General features: G+C 44.4%; 22 protein-coding genes and 2 other annotated features (1 of these 24 running past the window's edge). Of the genes, 21 read left to right on the plus strand and 1 reads right to left on the minus strand.

All coding sequences use genetic code 11. The features are described 5' to 3' along the window. Positions 1 to 330, plus strand: a binding site (T-box leader); it begins 26 nt to the left of the window's first position. Between the two features lie 109 nt (positions 331 to 439). From H580_RS0113320 to H580_RS0113335, 4 genes are all read left to right on the plus strand, one after another. Next, the gene (locus tag H580_RS0113320; protein ID WP_028595239.1) at positions 440 to 3,106 is read left to right on the plus strand and encodes a valine--tRNA ligase; all 2,667 of its coding nucleotides are present in this window, start codon (positions 440 to 442) and stop codon (positions 3,104 to 3,106) included. Positions 3,107 to 3,277: 171 nt separating this feature from the next. Further along, positions 3,278 to 4,654: a bifunctional folylpolyglutamate synthase/dihydrofolate synthase gene (locus H580_RS0113325; protein ID WP_028595240.1), complete on the plus strand. Its 1,377-nt coding sequence runs from the start codon at positions 3,278 to 3,280 to the stop codon at positions 4,652 to 4,654. A gap of 6 nt (positions 4,655 to 4,660) precedes the next feature. Then, positions 4,661 to 6,037: a UDP-N-acetylmuramate--L-alanine ligase gene (murC, locus tag H580_RS0113330; protein WP_028595241.1), complete on the plus strand. Its 1,377-nt coding sequence runs from the start codon at positions 4,661 to 4,663 to the stop codon at positions 6,035 to 6,037. A gap of 89 nt (positions 6,038 to 6,126) precedes the next feature. Further along, complete coding sequence (locus H580_RS0113335) at positions 6,127 to 6,990, plus strand: serine/threonine protein kinase (RefSeq protein WP_028595242.1); 864 nt, start codon at positions 6,127 to 6,129, stop codon at positions 6,988 to 6,990. A gap of 173 nt (positions 6,991 to 7,163) precedes the next feature. Here the strand turns inward: H580_RS0113335 and H580_RS26400 are convergent, their stop codons facing one another. After that, positions 7,164 to 7,361, minus strand: coding sequence for a hypothetical protein (locus H580_RS26400; RefSeq protein WP_245583563.1), 198 nt, complete (start codon positions 7,359 to 7,361; stop codon positions 7,164 to 7,166). Between the two features lie 223 nt (positions 7,362 to 7,584). Here H580_RS26400 and H580_RS24195 point away from each other — a divergent pair, with 223 nt between their 5' ends. The 17 genes from H580_RS24195 (at position 7,585) to H580_RS0113425 (ending at position 22,606) form a co-directional block, all read left to right on the plus strand. After that, positions 7,585 to 8,976, plus strand: a complete 1,392-nt coding sequence (locus H580_RS24195) for an SPOR domain-containing protein (RefSeq protein WP_051217451.1) — start codon at positions 7,585 to 7,587, stop codon at positions 8,974 to 8,976. 128 nt (positions 8,977 to 9,104) lie between these two features. Then, positions 9,105 to 9,722, plus strand: a complete 618-nt coding sequence (locus tag H580_RS0113350) for a Maf family protein (RefSeq protein ID WP_028595244.1) — start codon at positions 9,105 to 9,107, stop codon at positions 9,720 to 9,722. A 104-nt stretch (positions 9,723 to 9,826) separates the two neighbouring features. Further along, on the plus strand, positions 9,827 to 10,513 hold the full coding sequence (gene radC, locus H580_RS0113355; RefSeq protein ID WP_028595245.1) for a RadC family protein: 687 nt from the start codon (positions 9,827 to 9,829) through the stop codon (positions 10,511 to 10,513). A gap of 44 nt (positions 10,514 to 10,557) precedes the next feature. Next, positions 10,558 to 11,592: a rod shape-determining protein gene (locus H580_RS0113360; RefSeq protein WP_028595246.1), complete on the plus strand. Its 1,035-nt coding sequence runs from the start codon at positions 10,558 to 10,560 to the stop codon at positions 11,590 to 11,592. Between the two features lie 63 nt (positions 11,593 to 11,655). Next, a complete protein-coding gene (gene mreC, locus H580_RS0113365; RefSeq protein WP_211224408.1) occupies positions 11,656 to 12,585 on the plus strand; it encodes a rod shape-determining protein MreC in 930 nt (309 codons plus the stop codon). Continuing rightward, complete coding sequence (gene mreD / locus H580_RS0113370) at positions 12,582 to 13,109, plus strand: rod shape-determining protein MreD (protein WP_028595248.1); 528 nt, start codon at positions 12,582 to 12,584, stop codon at positions 13,107 to 13,109. The genes mreC and mreD overlap by 4 nt, the downstream gene beginning before the upstream one ends. A 156-nt stretch (positions 13,110 to 13,265) precedes the next feature. Beyond that, on the plus strand, positions 13,266 to 13,919 hold the full coding sequence (minC, locus tag H580_RS0113375) for a septum site-determining protein MinC (RefSeq protein ID WP_028595249.1): 654 nt from the start codon (positions 13,266 to 13,268) through the stop codon (positions 13,917 to 13,919). A gap of 4 nt (positions 13,920 to 13,923) precedes the next feature. Continuing rightward, a complete protein-coding gene (minD, locus tag H580_RS0113380) occupies positions 13,924 to 14,718 on the plus strand; it encodes a septum site-determining protein MinD (protein WP_028595250.1) in 795 nt (264 codons plus the stop codon). A 7-nt stretch (positions 14,719 to 14,725) separates the two neighbouring features. Beyond that, positions 14,726 to 15,883, plus strand: a complete 1,158-nt coding sequence (locus H580_RS0113385) for an FtsW/RodA/SpoVE family cell cycle protein (RefSeq protein WP_028595251.1) — start codon at positions 14,726 to 14,728, stop codon at positions 15,881 to 15,883. Positions 15,884 to 15,931: 48 nt separating this feature from the next. Beyond that, positions 15,932 to 17,083: an FtsW/RodA/SpoVE family cell cycle protein gene (locus H580_RS0113390; RefSeq protein WP_028595252.1), complete on the plus strand. Its 1,152-nt coding sequence runs from the start codon at positions 15,932 to 15,934 to the stop codon at positions 17,081 to 17,083. A 210-nt stretch (positions 17,084 to 17,293) separates the two neighbouring features. Further along, the gene (locus tag H580_RS0113395; RefSeq protein ID WP_028595253.1) at positions 17,294 to 18,187 is read left to right on the plus strand and encodes a M23 family metallopeptidase; all 894 of its coding nucleotides are present in this window, start codon (positions 17,294 to 17,296) and stop codon (positions 18,185 to 18,187) included. Further along, a complete protein-coding gene (locus H580_RS0113400; protein ID WP_028595254.1) occupies positions 18,180 to 19,037 on the plus strand; it encodes a M50 family metallopeptidase in 858 nt (285 codons plus the stop codon). Before H580_RS0113395 ends, H580_RS0113400 begins: the two co-directional genes overlap by 8 nt. 217 nt (positions 19,038 to 19,254) lie before the next feature. Then, positions 19,255 to 20,502, plus strand: coding sequence for an Rne/Rng family ribonuclease (locus tag H580_RS24200; RefSeq protein ID WP_036605227.1), 1,248 nt, complete (start codon positions 19,255 to 19,257; stop codon positions 20,500 to 20,502). A 99-nt stretch (positions 20,503 to 20,601) separates the two neighbouring features. Beyond that, positions 20,602 to 20,678, plus strand: a sequence feature (ribosomal protein L21 leader region). 13 nt (positions 20,679 to 20,691) lie between these two features. Further along, on the plus strand, positions 20,692 to 21,003 hold the full coding sequence (gene rplU / locus H580_RS0113410) for a 50S ribosomal protein L21 (protein ID WP_028595255.1): 312 nt from the start codon (positions 20,692 to 20,694) through the stop codon (positions 21,001 to 21,003). Positions 21,004 to 21,015: 12 nt separating this feature from the next. Beyond that, a complete protein-coding gene (locus tag H580_RS0113415) occupies positions 21,016 to 21,357 on the plus strand; it encodes a ribosomal-processing cysteine protease Prp (RefSeq protein WP_028595256.1) in 342 nt (113 codons plus the stop codon). A gap of 5 nt (positions 21,358 to 21,362) precedes the next feature. Next, positions 21,363 to 21,674 carry a 50S ribosomal protein L27 gene (gene rpmA, locus H580_RS0113420; protein ID WP_028595257.1) on the plus strand — a complete coding sequence of 104 codons (312 nt, stop codon included), beginning with the start codon at positions 21,363 to 21,365 and terminating at the stop codon, positions 21,672 to 21,674. Positions 21,675 to 21,838: 164 nt separating this feature from the next. Continuing rightward, the gene (locus H580_RS0113425; RefSeq protein ID WP_028595258.1) at positions 21,839 to 22,606 is read left to right on the plus strand and encodes a Spo0B domain-containing protein; all 768 of its coding nucleotides are present in this window, start codon (positions 21,839 to 21,841) and stop codon (positions 22,604 to 22,606) included. Positions 22,607 to 22,615: the final 9 nt, after the last annotated feature.

Genomic DNA, 22,615 nt, shown 5'->3' on the forward strand with positions numbered 1-22,615 from the left:
ACGACAGAAGCCTTTCAGAGAGCAGTGAATTACGGTGGAAGAACTGCAAGGAACCTAACGTTGAAGTCGCCCGGGAGTTGTCTATTTGAACGCGATGGTTATAAAGCTGCGCTCATTTTTTCTATACAGATGAGTTGGCGAGCCCAGTAGCAAGTTGCGCTAGAATAGAACGGTAGCAGCCGTTATGTGCGAATGAAGTGCCGCATAAGCACGATCTGGATCATACTGACCTTTCATAGTTGAGGGATAGAGTGTGTAAATGATGAGATCGATGCATGTATTTATGCGGAATGAAGGTGGTACCACGGAAGTTAACCTTTCGTCCTTTTTAGGCGAAGGGTTTTTTTTGTGTCTTTATGCCATTCGCCCGTTAATTGGAATACGTCAGATTCATTATGATAGTAATCAATGCAGTATCACATATTTGGAGGGATTATGTATGTCTGAAGCAAACGAACAGTTATCTATGCCTACAACGTATGATCCGAAGGCAGCAGAGCAGAAATGGTATGACTACTGGATGAAAGGCGGCTACTTCCAAGCAGGCCGTCTACCCGATGCAGAGCCTTATACAATTGTAATTCCGCCGCCAAACGTTACTGGTATGCTTCATATCGGTCATGGGCTTGACTTTACGCTGCAAGATATTTTGATTCGTACGAAGCGTATGCAAGGGTACGATGCATTGTGGCTTCCAGGTTCTGATCATGCTGGTATCGCGACGCAGACGAAAGTAGAGCAGCAATTACGTGAAGAAGGATTATCTCGTTATGACCTTGGTCGCGAGAAGTTCCTAGAGAAAGTATGGGATTGGAAACATCTCTATGCGGATAACATCCGTAATCAGTGGAAGAAGATGGGTCTATCCTTGGATTACTCCCGTGAGCGTTTCACATTGGACGAAGGTTTGTCTGATGCAGTACGTGAAGTGTTTGTTAAGTTGTATGAAAAAGGTCTTATTTACCGCGGTAAATATATTATTAACTGGGATCCAGCGGCGCGTACAGCGTTGTCGGATATCGAGGTTGAATATAAAGAGGTACAAGGTAACTTGTATCATCTAAAATATCCACTTGCGGACGGAAGTGGTTCTATTACGGTAGCCACAACTCGTCCAGAGACGATGCTAGGTGATACAGCGGTAGCTGTGCATCCTAAAGATGAACGCTACAAAGACATGATTGGCAAAATGATCTTGCTTCCAATCGTCAACCGTGAAATCCCAATCGTAGCGGATGATTACGTTGATAAGGAATTCGGAAGCGGTGCGGTTAAGATTACACCAGCTCATGATCCGAATGACTTCGAGATCGGTCTGCGCCACGACTTGCCACAAATTATCGTAATGGATGAGTCTGGTGTTATGAATGATCAAGCAGGTCCTTATGAGAGCTTGGATCGTTTCGAATGCCGCAAACAAATCGTCAAAGATTTGCAAGAGCAAGGCGTGCTCATTCGCATTGAAGAGCATGTGCATCAAGTTGGTCACAGTGAGCGCAGTGGCGCTGTTGTTGAACCTTACTTGTCCACACAGTGGTTCGTTAAGATGAAGCCATTGGCAGAGCGTGCGATTGAGGCGCAGAAATCTGGCAAAGGTATTAACTTTGTACCGGATCGATTCGAGAAAATTTATTTGCACTGGATCGAAAATATACGTGACTGGTGTATTTCCCGTCAGTTGTGGTGGGGACATCGTATTCCAGCATGGTTCTGCGAAGAGTGTAACCATATGCACGTTGCCCGTGAAGAAGTTCATGCATGTGAAAAGTGCAGCAGCACGAAGTTGAGACAAGATGAGGACGTATTGGACACATGGTTCAGCTCCGGGTTGTGGCCATTTTCCACATTGGGCTGGCCTGATGCGAACAGCGAAGACTTCAAACGTTACTATCCTACGAATGTTCTTGTTACAGGTTACGATATCATTTACTTCTGGGTAGCGCGTATGATCTTTACGGCGCTTGAATTTACAGATCAGACGCCATTCAAAGATGTGCTTATTCATGGTTTGGTGCGCGATTCTGAAGGACGTAAAATGTCCAAGTCGCTTGGCAATGGTGTAGATCCGCTTGAAGTTATTGAGCGTTATGGCGCTGATGCGATGCGTTACATGATCTCTACAAGCAGCACGCCTGGTCAGGATTTGCGTTTCCGTTGGGAACGTGTAGAGCAAGCTCGTAACTTTGCGAATAAAATTTGGAATGCTTCGCGCTTTGCGCTTATGAATCTAGAAGGCTTTACGTATGATGACATCGATATTAGCGGTGAGCTTGGAACAGCGGATCGTTGGATCTTGCATCGCATGAACGAGACTTCTCGTGAGATTACTCGTCTAATTGATGCATACGAGTTTGGTGAAACAGGACGATTGCTGTACAACTTCATCTGGGATGATCTTTGTGATTGGTATATCGAATTTGCGAAGATTAGCCTATATGGTCAAGATGCAGCTCAGAAGAAAAAGACACAATCCGTGCTTGCTTATGTACTCGATCGTACAATGCGCATGATCCATCCGTTCATGCCTTACATTTCAGAAGAAATTTGGCAGCACCTTCCGCATGAAGGCGAGACAGTTACGCTTGCTGCTTGGCCGAAATACGACAGTGCACTTGAAGCGCCAGAGGCTGTTCAAGAAATGACGCTATTGATGGATATGATTCGTGCTGTACGTAATATCCGTGCTGAAGTAAATGTACCGATGAGCAAAAAAGTAGAGCTAGTTGTTAAGCCTGCTGATGAGCGTACCTATAACAGCATTAAACGTAACCTTGAATATGTAGAGCGTTTCTGTGGTACATCCAACCTGACGGTAAAATTGGATTGTGCTGCTCCAGATAAAGCAATGAGTGCAATTGTAACAGGAGTAGAGATGTACTTGCCGCTTGCTGGGCTTATTGATATCGAACAAGAGATTGCACGTCTGAACAAAGAGCGCGAGCATCTTAACAAAGAAGTTGAGCGTGTGGAGAAGAAGCTTGCGAACCAAGGATTTATGGCTAAAGCTCCTGCAAACGTTGTAGAAGAAGAGCGAGCTAAAATGGAAGACTATCGCGAGAAGCGTGATAAAGTAATTGCTCGTATTCAAGAACTGCAAGAAGTATAAGCAGCAGTAACAATTGCAGTGAAGGATTAGGGATGAATATAGAGTCGAACCAAAAATTTACTCAACGTATTCAAGTCCAGCTTAAGCGATCCGATATAATCGATAGCCAGCCGAGTTCTATTGTAAATAGGACTCGGCTGCCACATGACATATGAATAAGGGATGGGAACAATGTCTGCAACAAGTGAAGCTGAAGTGTTTACACCATTTGAACGAGTGGAGCAAGCCGTAGATTGGATTAATTCTTTGATCCCAGTAGGGATTCGCCCAGGACTTGAACGCATTGAATCCATGATGGAACAGCTAGGTCAGCCGCAACGAAGACTGAAGTTCATTCATGTGGCAGGAACGAACGGGAAAGGTTCTACCTGTGCGTTGCTGACAAGTGTATTGCTTAAAGCTGGTTACGATGTGGGTACGTTCACATCTCCTTATATTGAGAAGTTTACGAACCGCTTCAAATATAATAATGAAGATATTCCAGATGAGACGTTAGTGTCGATTGTCAATCAGCTGCGACCTATTGTCGAAGAGATGGCTGCAACACCGCTCGGATCACCGACCATGTTCGAAGTGTCTACAGCGGTTGCGATCGTATATTATGCCACAGTTGCTTACCCAGATGTAGTTGTATGGGAAACGGGGCTCGGTGGTCGATTAGATGTGACGAATATTGTTACCCCTATCGTATCAGTAATTACAAACGTTGGTCACGATCACATGGATATTCTCGGCGATTCGTTGGAGAAGATCGCTAGTGAGAAGGCAGGCATTATTAAACCTGGTGTACCTGTAATAACAGCAGTTGAGCAGCCGGAAGCATTGGCCATTATCCGCCAAACTGCTGCAGAGCGTCGCAGTACGCTTTATACGATGAATGAGCAATTTAAATATTCTTCCGTGCATTCGATTGAAAATGAGCAGACCTTTGCGTTTACAGGCCCGTTTCGCAATTTGGAGCATGTATCCATTACAATGAATGGAGCGCATCAATTGAAAAACGCTTCTGTCGCGTTAATGGTCGTTGAAGTGCTTCGTCAATATATGGCTTTCATTGTCGACGATGAGCCTTTGTTAGAAGGATTAAATCGCGCCGCTTGGCCAGGACGTCTTGAAATGGTCAGTCTTGAGCCTCGTATTTTACTCGATGGAGCGCATAATCCAGAGGGAGCAGAGACACTTGCTCAAGCATTGAAGGACACGTACCGATACAAGAAGTGTCATATTATGATGGGAATGCTTTCTACTAAGCATCATCGTGATGTACTGCGTCATATACTACCTTTAGCGACTACGCTAATTGTGACTGAGCCTGACTTCCGTAAGAAGCAGGATGCGGAGGCGTTGGCAGGTTTGGCTCGTGAAATGCTGCAGCAGGAGAGCAATAAGCCTGAAATAATTGTTGAGCCAGATTGGCATAAGGCTCTGGAACGCCTAAAAGGAATGACGGCAAAGGACGATCTGGCCGTCGTGACAGGAACTTTATATTTGATCTCAGATGTACGCTCGTACATTCTATATAACAAAGAATCTGAAAAAGGCTGGTGAGTGTGTTTGAAGACAATGGAGCATATCCATTTTATCGGCATTGGGGGCTACGGCATGAGTGCCATTGCTCGAGTAATGCTGGAAATGGGATACACGGTCACCGGATCGGATGTTGCTAAGCAAGAGCTTACAGATAAGTTAGAGAAAAAGGGAGCTGCGATTCATATCGGCCATGACGAACGTTATGTGCAAGGGGCAGATGTGGTCGTATATTCTACGGCTTGTCCAAAAGATAATGTTGAGCGTGTAGCGGCTAAAGAACGGAATATCCCTGTTATACATCGCTCGGAAATGCTGGCGCGCTTGTTGAATGCCAAAAAAGGCATTGCGGTTGCAGGTGCTCATGGCAAAACGACGACGTCTTCTATGATCGCACTAGTGTTGGAGCGCTGTGGTGTTGATCCTACTTTTATCATTGGTGGAGAAGTTACCAACCTCGGCACGAATGCGAAGGCAGGTAGTAGCGATTACGTTGTGGCAGAGGCAGATGAAAGCGATGGTACGTTCCTGGCTTATTACCCGAATATTGCTGTAGTGACCAATATTGAGGCGGATCACTTAGAGAACTACGGCGGGGATTTTGAGCGCTTGAAGCAAGCGTATGTTCAATTTTTGAGCCAAGTAGAGGCATCTGGAGCGGCTGTATTATGCTCAGATGATCCTATCGTTAAAGAAATGATCCCAGCAGTTCGATCCAATATTGTTACTTATGGAGTAGAGCAAGGTGCTGACTATCAAGCGGTAGATATCGAAGCTGACGATCGCCAAATGTTCTTTACTGTTAAACGTGGAGAGCAAGTGCTAGGTCGCGTGGAGTTGTCTGTACCTGGTCAACACAATGTGTTGAACGCGATGGCTACACTCGTTGTATGTATGCAAGCTGGCGTGCCGTTCGAAGAGGCTGCTGCTGCGATAACTGAATTTACAGGGGCAAAGCGCCGTTATCAAATAATCGGTCAAGCAAATGATATTACCGTCGTTGATGACTACGCACATCATCCGACTGAAATTGAAGCGACGCTGTTGGCTGCTAAAGCTTCAGGTAAGCGCATTGTTGCTGTATTCCAGCCACAACGTTATTCTCGAACGTATTTCTTGTTCGATCAATTCAGCCGTGCTTTTGGTGGAGCTGATGAGGTTATTATCACAGATATTTATTCTCCTGCTGGAGAGAAGCAGATCGAAGGAGTTAATTCTTCGAAACTTACAGAAAATATCCGTGAACTATCCAACTCTAATGTTCATTACATTCCTACGAAGGAAGAAGTGGTTCAGCATTTGCAACAATCCGTTAAGCCTGGCGACATCGTATTAACGATGGGAGCAGGGGATATTTGGCGAGTAGCTGTCCAACTGGCTGATTTTATTAAACAAAGCAAGTAGCACGTCCTCATAAAGTTGATAACTGCGTCATTTTCTTACGAGAAAGTGGCGCAGTTTTTTGATTCATTAATGATCCGTAGAGGTGTAACATGCTGCAATGGCTGCGCAATAGAATTGAACTGTGGAAAGACTATCCGCTGCATGATGGTTATGTAGTAGGTGGTCGTTATCGGATTGAGCATTGTATTGGTATGGGGAGTTATGGTATTACCTATAAAGCGAAAGACCTAGAAACAGATAAGGTCTACCTACTTAAGCAGCACAAGCCTAGTAAAGGGAAACTTGGGGCTAAGTTGTTAAAGAAAGAAGCAAAGCATTTGAATTTGATTCAACATTCTCATATTCCAAGGTGTATTCATACGTGGGAGGAGAAAGGGAGAAGCTTCCTCGTCATGGACTTCATAGAAGGTTCTAATGTAGAGCAACTGCTGGACGGTGGGCACTCCACCTTCTCTGAATTGGAGGCGCTGGAAGTTATTAAGCGTATTGCGGCACTTATTGCAGATGTTCATCGAGCAGGCTTGGTTCATATGGACGTTCGTATTCCAAATGTTCTAATACAGGGTGGGGAAGTGTATTTGATAGACTTTGGCCTTTCTCGTCAGTATAGTGAATGGCCGGTAAATTCCGATCAACAAGACAATGTTGACAGTATCTCTCTATTGTTTGCTGCTGGAAATAGTCAAGGGGATAATTTTAAACAAAGAATGAGACGCATACATCCAAGTAGTGACTGGTATGCACTTGGGCATTTTCTCCTATTTTTACTTTACTCCACCTATGAGGCTGATGAAGAGCAAGAGGAGCGATGCTGGACAGAAGAGTTGGACATGCATGCAGAGACAAAGGCATTGCTACAGATGCTGTTGATCGCATCCGATACTTTTGATGATACGGCATACTTGGTACAAATTGAAAAATCATATGCTGCTATTAAATCATCCTATTCATAGCAACTTTTTAGCTAATAAGTGCATATTAGATATAGGATATGAAAACACCGCCAGAAATCATTCTAGCGGTGTTTTCTATACGAGAAGCTAAGCGCTTGCTCATAAATGGAATGAGTTTAGATGATAAGTCTAGTTCTCCTAGCGCTGGCAACGTACACGGTCTGTTCTTGCTGCTAACTAGAAAAGTAGCTGCTGAAGCTTCTGGAGCTCTTCTTATAGTGCTTATGACCGTACTTGTGAGATTTATGCGTGTGAGTTGGTGTGTAATACTTGCGCTTTTTGTAGGCAGAGCTGCTGCTGTAATACACACGATGAGACGATTTCTTGCCCATTAAGGAGTAAAGAAAGCGTTTGATCATTTGTTTAATCACAATAAGTACCTCCTCTAAGATGGTAGGGTCGTTATTCTTTACGTTTATCTTTATGAAATACTACGTGCTGAAGAACAGTCCGTTTCTTTATTTTATACGAACCTTGTACAGTTGTCTCTAACTCTATCTATTTTTACTAGATTGCTGCGTTGGTCGTTCTATTTCATATCAATCTATCATATATCTTGAAGTAACAACGACTTGAAGAAGGATGGTGGAGAGGATGGAACGGTCAAGTAAGATGACATTCCGTTTTAGCGAGCATTCTAATGATCAGTCTAATGATCAATCTAGTGGACAGCCTGTTACGGATAATGATATACAGTTTTTAGACAAGCAAGGTTCGCAATCAGGAGTGGAATGGAGTGAGTGGATTTCTTTTCCCAAAGAAGAGGGGAAATCTACTTATGTGCCAGTCGTAGTGGAAAAAGAGAAGGATGACGAACAAGAGGAAGATAAAGAAATCGAACAGTTGGAACGCATCATTCGAGATAGTGGCCAAGATACGAAAGTTATAGATATTCAGCTAGAACCATCTCTTCCTGACCCTGCGGGTCACTCTTCTACGACGGAAGGAGATTGGGTGTGGTCTTCGGCTATGGCAACTTCAGGACATGTATCTGTATCTGACCAAATTGAGCATAGCCAACCGCGGTCCAGCTCCGACGATCAAGTGGATGAAATAACGATTGATCATTGGCAAGCTTCTCATCGTACTCGTACCTCTGCTTGGAAGCTAATTGCCTCTATTGCGGGTGCGATTGCAACTGGAGCAACATTTGGATTCATTGCATTGTCTTTATTTACAGGAGAAGTGCGAGTGCCTGAAGTGAATCCAGCTATTCCTGCTATGGGAGCCTTGGAGGAGCAAAGTGCGAATAGGGCTGGTTCGAATGATGCTAATGAAGCATCTAAGCTGTCTGAGGAGATTACAAACGGTGCAACAGCTAGTGGAGGTACATCAGTAGCGGTCAACATCCCTGCAAGGTCGGTTTACGTGCTTCAATATGGGGTATTTAAACAAGCAGAAGGTGCAAAAGCTGCTGCTGCGGAGTTAAATGAGCTTGGTTTGGCTGGAGTAGATGTACAGCTTGGTGGAGAAGGGCAGCACAGAGTATATGCTGCTGTAGCTAGCAAGCGAGAGGAAGCTATGCTGTTAAGCGATGCGATGAAGAACAAGCAACTGCAAATGTATGTGAGCAGCATCGAGCGTGCAGAGCTGAAACAGCTTGCCTTTACTGGTGATGGAAAACAGATCGAGGGGTTCATCCGGTCTTCGGATGCTGTACAAGACTGGTTGTTGACCCAGTCCGTAACCGCTATTCAAGCAACGGGTCTATCTTCTGGAAAGGCTAATGCTTTCGATAAGGCCGCCATGGATAAACTTCGAAACGAACACTTGAAATGGACGCAAGCTGGAGAGCTGATTCAGAAAGGTCAGAACGTTGAGGCAGAAAAGACGTGGATCAAGATGGTCCAAGCTATGAACACAGCGATCAGTGCGGTGAATGAGTATAATAAGTACGCAGCTTCGTCACAGCTATGGAATATACAACAATCGTTGATCCAATATTCTTTACTAGAACAACAGTGGCTTAAGCAGCTTCAAGCCTGATATACTTATAGAGAATTCGAGTTGTTTAAAAGAATGTTGATCGGATTCGAAAGACAGGATAAGATGGGTAAGACTGGTCGTTTGTCAACTGGCAGAAGAGAACGTATAATAAAGAAAGGTGTCAAAAAATGGAGAACACATTAGACAATCCTCATGACTATCCACTTCTCGTACTTGCATCGACATCTCCGCGCAGGCAAGAGCTTATACATACGCTCCAATTGCCTGTTGAGATTGAGCCGAGTAATGAGGACGAGACAGTAGACATCCATTGGGCACCATATGAGACGGTTGAGCAATTAGCGTTGCGCAAGGCATCTTCTGTTGCACGAGCGCGCCGTGCTCGCGGTGAGGGCGGCCTCGTAATAGGTGCGGATACAATCGTCGTCTTGAGAGATACGATTCTAGGGAAGCCTGAGAATGAAGCGGATGCATTCCGCATGTTGTCTTCACTTCAGAACGAAGTGCATGAAGTGTACACCGGAGTTGCTATTATCGACACATTGACAGGTGTAGAACACGTTCAGCACCGTAAGACAGCCGTATGGATGAGACCGCTGAAGCCAGAGCAGATAACTCGTTATATCGCATCAGGAGAACCGATGGACAAGGCAGGTTCGTACGGCATTCAAGGATTAGGTGCTGCATTCGTTGATCGCATTGAAGGATGTTACTTCAACGTTGTCGGTTTGCCGATTTCTTTGCTTGCTGATATGTTGAAGGTGTACGGCATCGAGAAGCCTTAAAGTAGCAGGAAGATCACGCTCAAATAGGTGCTGCTGGCATAATGTGATGCAAAGTAATTGAACATGAAATGCTGACACATGTTGTGAGCGGAGGAGGAAAACAATTGTCCCAAGCACCTATGCTTCGTGACCTTCCCCTCGAAGACCGACCTAGAGAGCGCATGATACGATCGGGGGCTGAGGCGTTAAGTCACGCCGAGCTGTTAGCTATTTTACTTCGTACAGGAACACGCGATGAATCAGCGTTATTGTTGGCTCAGCGCATATTGAATCGAACAGGAAGTCTGAGTCGCCTTGGGGATATGTCTGTGCATGAACTTACGCAAATACGAGGGATTGGGCCTGCGAAGGCGGTTCAACTTAGAGCTAGCTTGGAACTGGGCCGTCGTATGGCACAAACACGTTCAACAGAAGACCCCTTTATCAGACGACCACAAGATGCTGCTGATATGGTTATGGAGACGATGCGGCATTATAAACGAGAGCATTTTATGTGTCTATACTTAAATACGAAGAATAGAGTGTTAGCTCAAGAGACGATATCAATTGGAACACTTGACGCTTCACTCGTTCATCCACGCGAAGTATTTCGCGCTGCAATGAAGTATGGGTGTGCCTCTATCATATGCTTGCATAACCATCCGAGCGGAGATCCTACACCTAGCCAAGAGGACATCCTTGTTACCCGCAGACTGATGGAAGCGGGGGAACTTATTGGCATTGAGGTGCTGGATCATCTTGTCATCGGAGATAATCGCTATGTAAGTTTGAAGGAACAGGGGTACATGTAATATAATAGGTAAGATTGAAGGAACTATAAAGGAGATTTGACAGCATGTTTGGTGGTTTTACGAAAGATTTAGGGATTGATTTGGGAACTGCAAATACACTCGTATACGTACGTGGAAAAGGTGTAGTCGTACGCGAGCCATCTGTTGTCGCCATTCGTACTGACTCCAAAACGATTGAAGCAGTAGGTGAAGCAGCGAAGAAGATGATTGGTCGTACACCGGGTAATATTCGTGCGATCCGTCCGATGAAAGACGGCGTAATCGCTGATTTTGATACAACTGCAACAATGATTAAATATTTTATTCGTCAAGCTCAGAAGCAGCGTTCGCTGTTTCCGCGCCATCCTAACGTAATGGTATGTGTGCCATCTGGCATTACGGCTGTAGAACAACGCGCGGTTGAAGATGCAACGAAGCAAGCTGGTGCGCGTGAAGCTTACACAATTGAAGAGCCATTTGCAGCAGCAATCGGTGCAGATCTTCCAGTATGGGAGCCTACGGGCAGCATGGTTGTTGATATCGGTGGTGGTACAACTGAAGTTGCTGTCATTTCCCTTGGCGGTATCGTGACAAGCCGTTCCGTGCGTGTAGCTGGTGACGAGATGGATGAAGCAATCATTCAATATATTAAGCGTCAATACAATCTTATGATTGGTGAGCGTACGGCTGAACAATTGAAAATGGATATTGGTTCTGCTATGCCGACAGAAGAGAAAGATTCTATCGAGATTCGCGGACGTGATTTGCTGACTGGTTTGCCAAAGACTTTGTCTATTACAGGTGAAGAGATTACAGAAGCGCTTTCCGATACAGTTAGCTCCATTATTGAGGCAGTGAAGGTAACACTTGAGAAGTGTCCACCAGAACTTGCAGCAGATATTATGGACCGTGGTATCGTACTTACAGGTGGTGGAGCATTGCTTCGCAACTTGGACAAGCTGCTTGCACGTGAGACAGGCATGCCAGTAATTGTGGCAGAGAATCCACTTGATTGTGTAGCTATCGGTACTGGGCGCGCATTGGATAACATTCATCTTTTCAAATCGCGCAGCAGCTCGGCACTTCGTTCTAAGCGATAAGCAGAGGTTAGTTCCGCGTGAGGGGTCCGGGTCAAATGTTATTTGGCTCGGACCTCTATGTGCATGAACAAGGTAACGAAACGGCATTACGATGAGAAGGTGTTAACACTGTTTAAGCTATTGGGTAATAAGCGATTGTTTATTTTGATGCTCGGACTTATTTTATTTATTGCATTAATGGGCTTTTCCTTGGGGAATAGAGGGAAGCTGACATGGGCGGAGAAGTTCGTTCACGATACGTCGTCATTTGTACAGCAGTTGTTTTATCGCCCGACTGCGGCTGTATCTGCATTTTTTGAAAATGTAAGCAATCTGAGTGAAACTTATGAAGAGAACGAACGCTTGAAAACTGCTTATGCCCATTATATTCGTGATAAAGCAGAATACAATCGCGTAAAGGCAGATAATGAGCGTTACAAGAAGCTATTGGAATTCACAGAACATCAGAAGGCTCAAAATCGCCCGTACGAATACCGAATTGCCCAAGTGACAGGGCTTAATGTGGCTGACCCTTTTAATCAGTCGCTTAACATTAATTTGGGCAGCAAAAACGGTGTTCAAAAGGGAATGCCTGTTATCGCAGTTGAAGGTGTTGTCGGTGTTATTAGCCATGTTTCTGAGTTCTCGTCCTCTGTACAATTGCTAACGAATATCGATGAGAAATCAAGAGCAATTGCAGTAACGGTGCAAGGCAAAGAAAATAAGTCCTTCGGTATGATAGAATCCTATGATCATAGCAACAATACGTTTCTTATGACACGTATCGAGGAAAATGATCCTTTAGATGAAGGCGATGTCATCGTTTCTTCTGGACTTGGTGGCAAGTTCCCAGCCGGTCTTATTATCGGAAAAGTAATAAAGCGTCAGGTTGGAGACATTGGATTGACACATACGGCAGTAATTGAACCAGCAGCTACGTATCAGGATTGGCGTGAACTGTTCGTTGTGATTCCACCGAATAAGGAGAATGGCAGTCAGGAGAATGGACAATGAATCGAAATTGGATGATTCTTTTTCTGTTAATTCTCTTCTTTATTGAAGGATCGGTAGTCCCGCATCTCATACCAGACGGTTGGTATGGACGTGTCGTCGTCCAATTCGTATTCGTGGTGGTGCTGTTTCACGGTGTGTATGCACATCGACATACGGCGCTCTTAATGGGACTTGGCTTTGGATTATTGCACGATATCGTATATTATGGTCAAATCATTGGGCCGCATTCTTTTACGATGGGACTGTTAGGTTATCTAGCTGGCACTATGTTTAACGTACGACATAAGACGATGGTTATGATGCTATTCGTTGTACTTATAGGGAGCTTCTTATATCAAACGATTATTTATGGTATATATACGCTGTTTAGCTTGAGTCATTTCACCTATCAGCAAGCACTGCTGGATTATATAATTCCAAGCATGTTTGTTCAGCTTATATTTGCGCTTATTGTTTATGTGCCGCTGCGAAAATGGTTCGACATGATTCAGGGTAACAATAAGAAAGATTCGGAAGAAGCATAGAGAGCCGTCTCGGACACTAGCTCTGAGGCGGCTTTTGCCCTTTATATGTGGGGGTATGCTAATCGCAATATGCGATGGCGATTAGAGGTTTTTACTTGGTCATGCAGGACTTCTCTCGTTCATCACGAAATAGAATCTTGTTGGGAGGGACGAACGATGACGACCAAGTCACTAATAACGATAAAAGGCGTAAAAGACGGTCTCGTGTTCCTGCTTGACGATCAATGTGAATTCACAGACTTGTTGCGTGATTTGCGTGACAAGCTTGAGCATACACCTCATTTTTTCAACGGACCAATTGTGTATGTCGATGTCAAGCTGGGGGCTCGCTCGATCACAGAAGAGCAAAAGTCGGAAATATTGGACATATTGAAAATGAAGGGGAATTTGCTCATTCGCTCCTTGCAATCAGATGACAAAGTAGAGAAGCAGCCTGATTATCAGGTACATACGTTGACTGGTATTGTTAGATCTGGTCAAGTGCTCCGTCATCAAGGAAATCTGTTATTTCTAGGCGATGTCAATCCCGGGGGAATGATTATATGTACTGGGGACATTTACGTGTGCGGCGCTCTTCGAGGTACGGTGCATGCTGGGGCAGAAGGCGACCATAATGCGATTATAACCGCTTCTTTATTTTCGCCTACACAGCTTCGCATCGCTGATGTCATTAGCCGCCCTCCAGATGAATGGGGTGTGACGCAGACGCAAATGGAAGTTGCTTATGTGGATAATGGACAAATGCAAATTGACAAAATCACCAATCTTCAGCGAATTCGACAGGACCTCAAAATGTTCAAAGGAGTGTAGTTGCATGGGAGAGGCAATTGTCGTTACATCAGGAAAAGGGGGCGTTGGTAAGACGACGACGTCTGCCAATCTTGGAACTGCCCTGGCGCTGTTAGGGAAAAAAGTATGTATGGTCGATACCGATATCGGTCTTCGCAATTTAGATGTTGTAATGGGACTGGAAAATCGGATTATTTATGATATTTGTGATGTGGCTGAAGGGCGTTGTCGCTTGAATCAAGCTCTTGTCAAAGACAAGCGCTTTGAAGAGTTGTATATGCTGCCAGCTGCTCAAACGAAAGACAAGCATGCCGTATCTCCAGAACAAATTAAAGATATTATTTTGGAGTTGAAGAAAGACTTCGAGTATATCATTATTGATTGTCCGGCAGGTATAGAACAAGGTTTCAAAAATGCTATTGCAGGTGCTGATCGTGCAATCGTTGTCACGACACCTGAAAATGCGGCCGTGAGAGATGCAGACCGAATTATCGGTTTGCTGGAGAGTGCGAGCTTGTCTGCGCCGCGTCTCGTTGTTAATCGTATACGTCCGAACATGGTTCGGAGTGGTGATATGCTTGATATCGAAGATATTTTGCAAGTGTTGAATATTGAACTCATTGGAATTGTTCCTGATGATGAACACGTCATTAAGGCAGCGAACATGGGCGAACCGACAGTGATGAATCCGGATTCTAAAGCATCATTGGCGTATCGTAATATTGCTCGACGCATACTTGGCGATACTGTGCCGTTAATGCCTATGGACCAGAAGAAGAGCGTGCTTACTCGCATGAAGAAGTTTCTCGGAATGGGATGATTGACTGTTGCTGAATAAACTGAAGCGCATCGATTGGATGATTGTTGCTATTTTAGTTGTTTTCGCGGTAATAAGTCCGTTTATTGTTTATAGCGCATCCATTGATGCGCCTAGAGTTTCTGGTGAGGATCTTGGATTCAAGACAGTTGTCTTCTTTGTTTTAGGATTTATCGTGATGTTCGCAGTAACATTGCTTGACTATCGTCTATTGCTCAGAACATGGGTGGTATCGTTTGGAATCACGGTATTGCTATTAATTGGGATCTATTTTTTTGGTGTTGAAAAGAATGGTGCAAAAGGGTGGTATCAACTAGGGAGTCAAACCTTTCAGCCTGCTGAGTTGGCCAAGATCGCACTGATCATTGCGCTCGCTCAATTACTAGGCAAGCGTGAAGGAGAGCCGTTAGGGTTTATAAAGGATCTTCTTCCGATAGGACTTGTGATGCTGATCCCGTTTGGACTTGTAGTAGCTCAGCCTGACTTGGGAAATGCGCTAATCTTTATCGTTATATTTATAGGTATGCTGTGGATTGGCGGTATGAAATATCGGCATATGTTAATTGGTACAGCGATTGTAGGGACTTTAGCTGCTGTCGTAATTGTACTTTTTACACAATTCAACCCTCAAGTGAAGACATTCTTTGTGGATACATTGAGCCAAAAGCATTGGTATGACAGAATAAATACGTTTATAAATCCAGAAGAAGCCACTCCAGATGAATCCCATCAATCGAAATACGCGCTTATTGCTATAGGTTCTGGTGGTCTGTCTGGAGATGGGTACTTGCAAGGGGAGTTAAAAAGTCGTAATTTTATTCCTTATACGTATTCGGACGCTGTTTTTGTTGTCATAGGAGAAGAATTCGGCTTCCAAGGTGGAGCGTTGCTGCTATTATTGTATTTCTTCCTTATTTATCGGATGATATTAATCGCGTTTCAATGTTATGACTTGCGGGGATCCTATATAATCATTGGTATTGTTTCCATGTTTGTATTTCAAATCTTCCAGAATGTTGGAATGATGATCGGTCTTATGCCGATCACAGGAATTACGCTTCCGTTTATTAGTTACGGAGGTACATCTCTTATTTTAAATATGATAAGTATGGGTGTAGTACTCAGTGTTAGGATTCATCAAGAAAAGTATCAGCTTGATCCTGATTGAGTAGGGTGAAGGATGATTGAAGAAGTTTTGGAATAGGATGATTGACTGTTGTTGAATAAATTGAAGCGCATCGATTGGATGATTGTTGCGATACTAGGTGTTTTTGCGGTAATAAGCCCTTTTATTGTATACAGCTCCACAGTTGGAACAAAGTTTGAACCAGCTAATTTTGAAATAAAGACAATCGTATTCTACGCAATCGGATTCGTAGTCATGTTTGCCGTTACCTTATTTGACTATCGTTTGCTGCTTAAGGGCTGGATCATATGGATGGTTATCACGGTTCTTCTTCTTATAGGTCTCTATTTTTTTGCTGACGTCACTATGGGGGCAAAAGGATGGTATAAATTTGGAGGACTATCATTCCAGCCAGCTGAATTAGCCAAAATTGTATTGATTCTCTCTTTGGCACAGCTGCTCGGCAAGCGTGAAGGTGAGCCGCTCGGATTTGTTAAAGATTTACTCCCGATTGCTTGTGTAATGGTCATTCCATTCGGTCTTATTGTAGCTCAGCCTGATTTAGGGAATGCGATGATATTGATCGTTATCTTTATTGGGATGCTGTGGATAGGTGGCATGAAGTATCGGCATATGTTTGTTGGAACAGCGATTGTCGGTGCTCTCATTGCAATCGTAGTTGTGTTGTTTACGCAATTCGGTCCGCAAGTTGAGAGTTTCTTCAAAGATACGCTCGGTCAAAATCACTGGTATGAACGTATTAATACATTTATCAATCCAGAGTCAGCGAGTAAAGACGAATCCCATCAATCGAGATATGCATTAATTGCTATTGGTTCCGGTGGTTTAACTGGTGATGGGTATTTACAAGGAGAGCTGAAAAGTCGTAACTTTATTCCGCTTACCTATTCTGATGCTATCTTCGTCGTTATTGGTGAGGAATTTGGCTTTCAGGGAGGGGCCTTGCTGTTACTGCTCTATTTCTTCCTTATTTATCGTATGATTCTCATTGCTTTCCAGTGTTATGATTTGAGGGGATCGTACATTATTATTGGTATAGTCTCCATGTTTGTATTTCAAATCTTCCAAAATATTGGGATGATGATCGGTCTTATGCCGATTACAGGAATTACACTGCCGTTTATTAGTTACGGTGGAACGTCGCTCATTTTGAATATGGTCTGTATTGGCTTAGTGTTGAGCGTGCGGATTCATCAAGAGAAATACCAATTAGATGAATAATGTCGAGTCACATCATTATGTAAGTCATGTTTACTTATCCACCTCGTGATTCTAGCAAGGAAGCGTTACGTTCCCTTGTTAGGCAGCGAGGTGTTTTTTTGTATTGTATTAGCTTTCTAATTTGAATTGTTACAAGGGCTTGTTCATATCAATATCCTGCTCATCATACATATGTAGCATATGAATAATTTGAGTAGGGAAGGGATACGGATGAAGGATGATATTCGTCGCCGCCGAGAAGCGCGCATTAAGGAACTGACACTACGGGATATTCAGGGCCATAACATGAGCGGGGATACGAAGGAGTCTGTCCCTTCGTCGGTGATTGCACCGCCGTCCTATTACCATTACAGCAGTCCTGCACAGGACAAGGGTGTTGCGCTAACTGTTGAGTACAATGAGCGCGACCCGGAGCAAGTATGGAGAGATGCTAAGCAGGCATGGGCAGGACGCTATGGTTGGAAAGAAAGCGAGCGAACGAACGGTTCCTCAACCTTTATGAGAACCTTTTTCATACAGCTTGGTTGTACGATCGTGCTGTGTGTGGCTGTGACAGGCTTGATGAAGTGGAAACCCCCTTTTTTAGACAGTACAAGGAGCTATGTCGCTTCAGCTATGTCAGAGAATATGGATTTCCAATCAATAGCAGTGTGGGTGGAAGCAACATTTGGGGGTTCTCCCGCGTTTATACCTATATGGAAAGATCACACACCAGCAGCTAAAGAAGCTCAGGCTAAGCTTGGTTTTCAAATACCGATGGCGGGAAATGTTATACAGCCATTTGCTCTTAGCTTGCAAGGAATTGAGTTGCGAGCGGAGGAAGGCGGAGCGAATGTAGCAAGTGTAGCTGTGGGTCGGGTGGTACGAGTGATTGAAGATCCGCAAGCTGGGTCATCGATTGTTATTCAGCATGCGAATCAATATATGTCTTACTATGAACGATTAGAAGAATGCTTCGTGAAGAAGGATGATTGGGTAGAGGCAGGGCAGGAGATTGGCCGTATGCCGAACATGTCATCATCAGGCACGATTTCAGGATTATTTTTTGCGCTTAAGAAAGATGGGCAGTTTGTGGATCCAGCGGAAGTGATGAGCTTTGATTAGGTGGAAGGGGACGACCTATTCCTTACACCCGCTGTTGATTATGCTGCTGGCTCTGTCTGCAATTACCGGTCATTTGTTGGAACTGTTGACGTTAGTTGTCATTGTAGCGGTTCATGAAGCGGGGCATGTCATTGCGGCGAAGTGCTTCGGCTGGTCTATCGTTGACGTAAAGCTGCTGCCTTTTGGTGGAGTAGCTGAGACGGAGGATGGGGCATTGTCACCTTCGTGGCAAGAGATCATTGTAGCTGCTGCGGGGCCTTTGCAAAATGTACTTATGATCGGATTGTCACTGTGGTTTCAATATATGGGGTGGTGGAGCGAATCTTGGTCCACTTATTTTATTGAGGCCAATCTTATCATTGGCGGCTTCAACTTACTACCAATCCCACCACTTGATGGTGGGCGGATATTGCAGGCTCTATGTGCCTATGGACTCAGTTATCATTTTACACTCCGGTTAGGGGCTTGGATTGGTATTGTAGGTAGTGTTTTGCTTGGTTTGTTCGCGTTACTGCCATTGTTAGAGCAATCGGCCATTAATATGAATTTGCTGGTGCTCGGATTATTTTTACTGTGGACAAACATAATGGAATGCAGGCATGTTCCGTATCGATTTTTTCGGTTTCTCGTACACCGTGCCAAGCGACTTCGTGAATGGGAAATGAGCACGCATATAGGAAGGCCGATAGTTGCATCGTCAGAGCGTGGTCTTGTAGATATCATGCAGCGCTTTCGCAGAAACAGCTATCATATGATATACGTGATTGACGAGCATGGCCGTATTCAACGAGTAATACCAGAGCAGCAATTAATAGATGCTTTTTTTCAACATTGGCAGGACGAATCGTAGTCATGTGCGCTAGTACGCAGGTAGTGTGCTGTAGTTGCAGCACAATTCAAAATGTGAAGAATGTCTAGGTGAGAAACTTACGAGCGAATAGTCGAAAACTAGGGGTACGTTTGAATGGAATTATATAATTTTTTAGATCGAGTTATGCACCGACATGTTCATCGTTTCTCGCTTCATGTTACAATAAGAGGTGACGCGCTTGAGTAGAGGTGAAGCTATGAAACGAATGATCGTTCACTGTGGAGAACAGTCAACTCAGATGGCATTGCTAGAAGATGGCCGTCTGGTAGAGTTTGCAGTAGAGCGTGCAGCGGGTGTTAGGCTCGTTGGAAGCTTTTACAAAGGCCGCGTTGTTAATGTTCTTCCGGGTATGCAGGCAGCTTTTGTAGATATTGGGCAGAAGAAGAACGCTTTTTTATATGTTGATGATTGTTTGCATCCGCATTTAGAGAAGCAGCCGAAGGAGAAGCCTCCTATAACGAGCTTGCTGCGTGTAGGGCAAGAATTAATTGTACAAGTGATGAAAGAGCCTTTTGGTGGGAAAGGTGCTCGTGTTACGAAGCATTATTCATTGCCGGGGCGCCACTTAGTCTTTATGCCACAAGCAGACTATATTGGTGTATCAAAGAAGATTGAGCGGGAATCAGAACGCAATCGACTGAAGCAACTTGCTGAAGCGCTTCGAGCAAATGAAGAAGGTATCATTATTCGAACCGTGTCACATGGGGAGTCGGTTGAAAGTCTCGCTCAAGATATGGAAACGTTACGTCAGCAATGGAAAGCGATTGAGCAAGCAGCTTCTGCTGTAAGTGCACCCGCTCTTCTCCATCAGGATGTATCGATGGCTGAACGAATGATACGGGACGCGTTCACTCACAATGTAGATGAGCTTGTAATCGACGATCGAAAGCAAGCGGAGTTAATAAAGTCATTCGTATGTACGTTTGATGCTGAGTTGGTTAAGCGTGTAATGGTCTACCAAGACCGCGAACCGATTTTTCGCAAATTCCATATTGAAGGTCAGCTAGATAAGACGTTCCAACGAAAAACGTGGCTCCAAAGCGGTGGATATCTTGTATGGGATCAAACAGAAGCTTTGACGGTAGTAGACGTGAACACGGGTAAATATACGGGCACAAGCGATCTTGAGGACACCGTATTTTTTACAAATATGGAGGCGGCAGAAGAGATTGCCCGCCTGATTCGCTTAAGAGATATTGGTGGCATTATTATTGTTGACTTTATTGATATGGATTCAGACGATAATCGTAAGCGTGTACTTGAGCAATTGGAACGAACGATTCGGAAGGATCGTACCAAATGTTTAGTCGTTGGTTGGACAAAGCTTGGCTTGCTTGAGATTACTCGTAAAAAAGTACGAGAGCAAGTAATGAGCCGCTTATATACACCTTGTCCGACTTGTGAGGGTACAGGCAAAAGGGTTCCGGAATTTCAGCAATTGTGACTAATGATTGGGTATAGGAATGTAAATGTAATCGCACGTTGATTTTTGAGTGCGTGTATGTTAGAATCATCAGGTATGTGTCTAGTATTCGTTTCTGCACACATGCTGTAACCGCACGGAACAGGTCATAAGTATGGTTTACTCCATCACCTGGTATGGCGAGTCTGAGACATGAGGAGGTGCAACACAATGTACGCAATTATCGAAACAGGTGGTAAGCAGTACAAAGTTCAACAAGGTGATGTTCTTTACATTGAGAAGTTGAACACTGCTGAAGGTGAGAGCTTCACATTCGACCGTGTATTGGCAGTATCTAACGAGGGTGGTCTCGTAACAGGTGCTCCATTGGTAGAAGGTGCTGCTGTTACGGCTAAAGTTGAGAAGCATGGAAAAGGCGCGAAAATTATCGTGTACAAGTACAAAGCTAAGAAAAACTACCGTCGTAAGCAAGGTCACCGTCAACCTTACACTAAGGTTACAATCGAAAGCATCAAAGCATAAGAGGTGTAGCGAATGATTCGCGTCACCATTTACCGGAATTCTGAAGGACTCATCGAGCGTTTCGCCATTAAGGGACATGCCAATTATGCTCCGCATGGAGAGGATATTGTATGTGCTGGCGTATCTGCGGTTTCGGTCGGAGTAGTGAATGCTATTGAAGCATTGACGGGCGTTGCGTTGGAGTGCCAGATGAAGGACGGATTCCTGAACGGCACTGTGCCGGTTCTGAATGACGCTCATTGCTCGGAGCAAGTTCAATTGCTGTTGGAGTCGATGGTCGTCAGTCTGAATACGATGGAAGATTCATACGGTTCGTATATTCAGATAAAAGAAAATAATTCAAGAAGGAGGTAGACAACATGTTGAAATTAAACCTTCAGTTATTCGCATCCAAGAAAGGTGTAGGTTCCACGAAGAATGGTCGTGATTCCCATTCCAAACGTCTTGGTGTTAAGCGTGCCGATGGTCAAACTGTTACAGGTGGTAGCATCTTGGTGCGCCAACGTGGAACAAAGATTCATCCAGGCAACAACGTTGGTATCGGTAAAGACGACACACTCTTCGCTAAGATCGAGGGTGTTGTTAAGTTCGAACGTTGGGGTCGTGACCGCAAGAAAGTGAGCGTCTACCCAGTTAACGTTGCACCAGTTGCAGCTGCTGTGGAAGTGTAATAGACGTCATGTGAAACCCTCGGCTTAGGCCGAGGGTTTTTTGATTCATTTCTTGCCTTCTTTCGCGTTTGTTCGACCAGAATCGCTTTGGACGACTTTCTGAACTCATGCTATACTATGGGGTGGGAGTGTGCATTTATTTGGGAATGGAGCGAGGGTGAACGATGAGGGGAAGCCGACTTTGGGTGTTTGCGTGCAGCGCTTGTGCATTCATTTGCGCAGTGGTATTGGCATGGGGAGCTTTATATTTGCCGTGGCGTATATTCGCTGTCATACTACTCATCCTAAGTTTAGCGGCGGGTTGTTTGATTATGCTGCGTGAACAGCGACATCAACATGAGCGTGCTCTTCATATGGCCCATCAATCTGCGCTTGAATTAATGAATCATCAGCGGCATGATTGGATGAATGAACTGCAATTGCTATACGGATATGTTCGATTGAATCGAACGGAGCAGTTGCGTTTATGTGTAGAAGGCATTAAGGGCAAAATGATCGAAGAAGGGCGTATTGCTAAACTAGGAATACCGGAACTAACGTTATTTTTGCTTCATGTTCGCGTATCAGGACATGCAATGCCTGTGTACGTACACCTTCCCAGACAGATTGATTTGACAGACGTAGGCTTGTTGATGGAAGGACGAGCATTGACGGATATGATTAAAGAGGGAGTTCAAGTTATGCGCTTAGCACCAAAGGCGAGTGCAGATGCGGCAACTCCACTTCAATTTATGATAGATATTCGTTCAGATAGTGCGCTTGGTGTTCGATTTTTATATGAAGGACAGCTGCTTCAACCGGACGATGTGAGAACTCAACTTGACAGGCTGGCAGCTGAGCATGGCGTGCGGCTGGAGCAGGTGCCGACGAGTGAGCTACAAGCTGGTGCTTCGATATTTGAATGGATTGTACCATGCAAGGCAAGGGATTAGAGAGGTGAA

The organism is Paenibacillus assamensis DSM 18201 (assembly GCF_000422445.1).
GTDB classification, from domain to species: domain Bacteria; phylum Bacillota; class Bacilli; order Paenibacillales; family Paenibacillaceae; genus Paenibacillus_B; species Paenibacillus_B assamensis.

What these genes read in the sequence shown, in the direction of transcription:
- H580_RS0113320 (WP_028595239.1), top strand. Translation starts at nt 440, where the DNA reads ATGTCTGAAGCAAACGAACAGTTATCTATGCCTACAACGTATGATCCG.
- H580_RS0113325 (WP_028595240.1), top strand. Translation starts at nt 3,278, where the DNA reads ATGTCTGCAACAAGTGAAGCTGAAGTGTTTACACCATTTGAACGAGTG.
- H580_RS0113335 (WP_028595242.1), top strand. Translation starts at nt 6,127, where the DNA reads ATGCTGCAATGGCTGCGCAATAGAATTGAACTGTGGAAAGACTATCCG.
- H580_RS24195 (WP_051217451.1), top strand. Translation starts at nt 7,585, where the DNA reads ATGGAACGGTCAAGTAAGATGACATTCCGTTTTAGCGAGCATTCTAAT.
- H580_RS0113350 (WP_028595244.1), top strand. Translation starts at nt 9,105, where the DNA reads ATGGAGAACACATTAGACAATCCTCATGACTATCCACTTCTCGTACTT.
- H580_RS0113360 (WP_028595246.1), top strand. Translation starts at nt 10,558, where the DNA reads ATGTTTGGTGGTTTTACGAAAGATTTAGGGATTGATTTGGGAACTGCA.
- mreC (WP_211224408.1), top strand. Translation starts at nt 11,656, where the DNA reads ATGAACAAGGTAACGAAACGGCATTACGATGAGAAGGTGTTAACACTG.
- mreD (WP_028595248.1), top strand. Translation starts at nt 12,582, where the DNA reads ATGAATCGAAATTGGATGATTCTTTTTCTGTTAATTCTCTTCTTTATT.
- minC (WP_028595249.1), top strand. Translation starts at nt 13,266, where the DNA reads ATGACGACCAAGTCACTAATAACGATAAAAGGCGTAAAAGACGGTCTC.
- minD (WP_028595250.1), top strand. Translation starts at nt 13,924, where the DNA reads ATGGGAGAGGCAATTGTCGTTACATCAGGAAAAGGGGGCGTTGGTAAG.
- H580_RS0113395 (WP_028595253.1), top strand. Translation starts at nt 17,294, where the DNA reads ATGAAGGATGATATTCGTCGCCGCCGAGAAGCGCGCATTAAGGAACTG.
- H580_RS24200 (WP_036605227.1), top strand. Translation starts at nt 19,255, where the DNA reads ATGAAACGAATGATCGTTCACTGTGGAGAACAGTCAACTCAGATGGCA.
- rplU (WP_028595255.1), top strand. Translation starts at nt 20,692, where the DNA reads ATGTACGCAATTATCGAAACAGGTGGTAAGCAGTACAAAGTTCAACAA.
- H580_RS0113415 (WP_028595256.1), top strand. Translation starts at nt 21,016, where the DNA reads ATGATTCGCGTCACCATTTACCGGAATTCTGAAGGACTCATCGAGCGT.
- rpmA (WP_028595257.1), top strand. Translation starts at nt 21,363, where the DNA reads ATGTTGAAATTAAACCTTCAGTTATTCGCATCCAAGAAAGGTGTAGGT.
- H580_RS0113425 (WP_028595258.1), top strand. Translation starts at nt 21,839, where the DNA reads ATGAGGGGAAGCCGACTTTGGGTGTTTGCGTGCAGCGCTTGTGCATTC.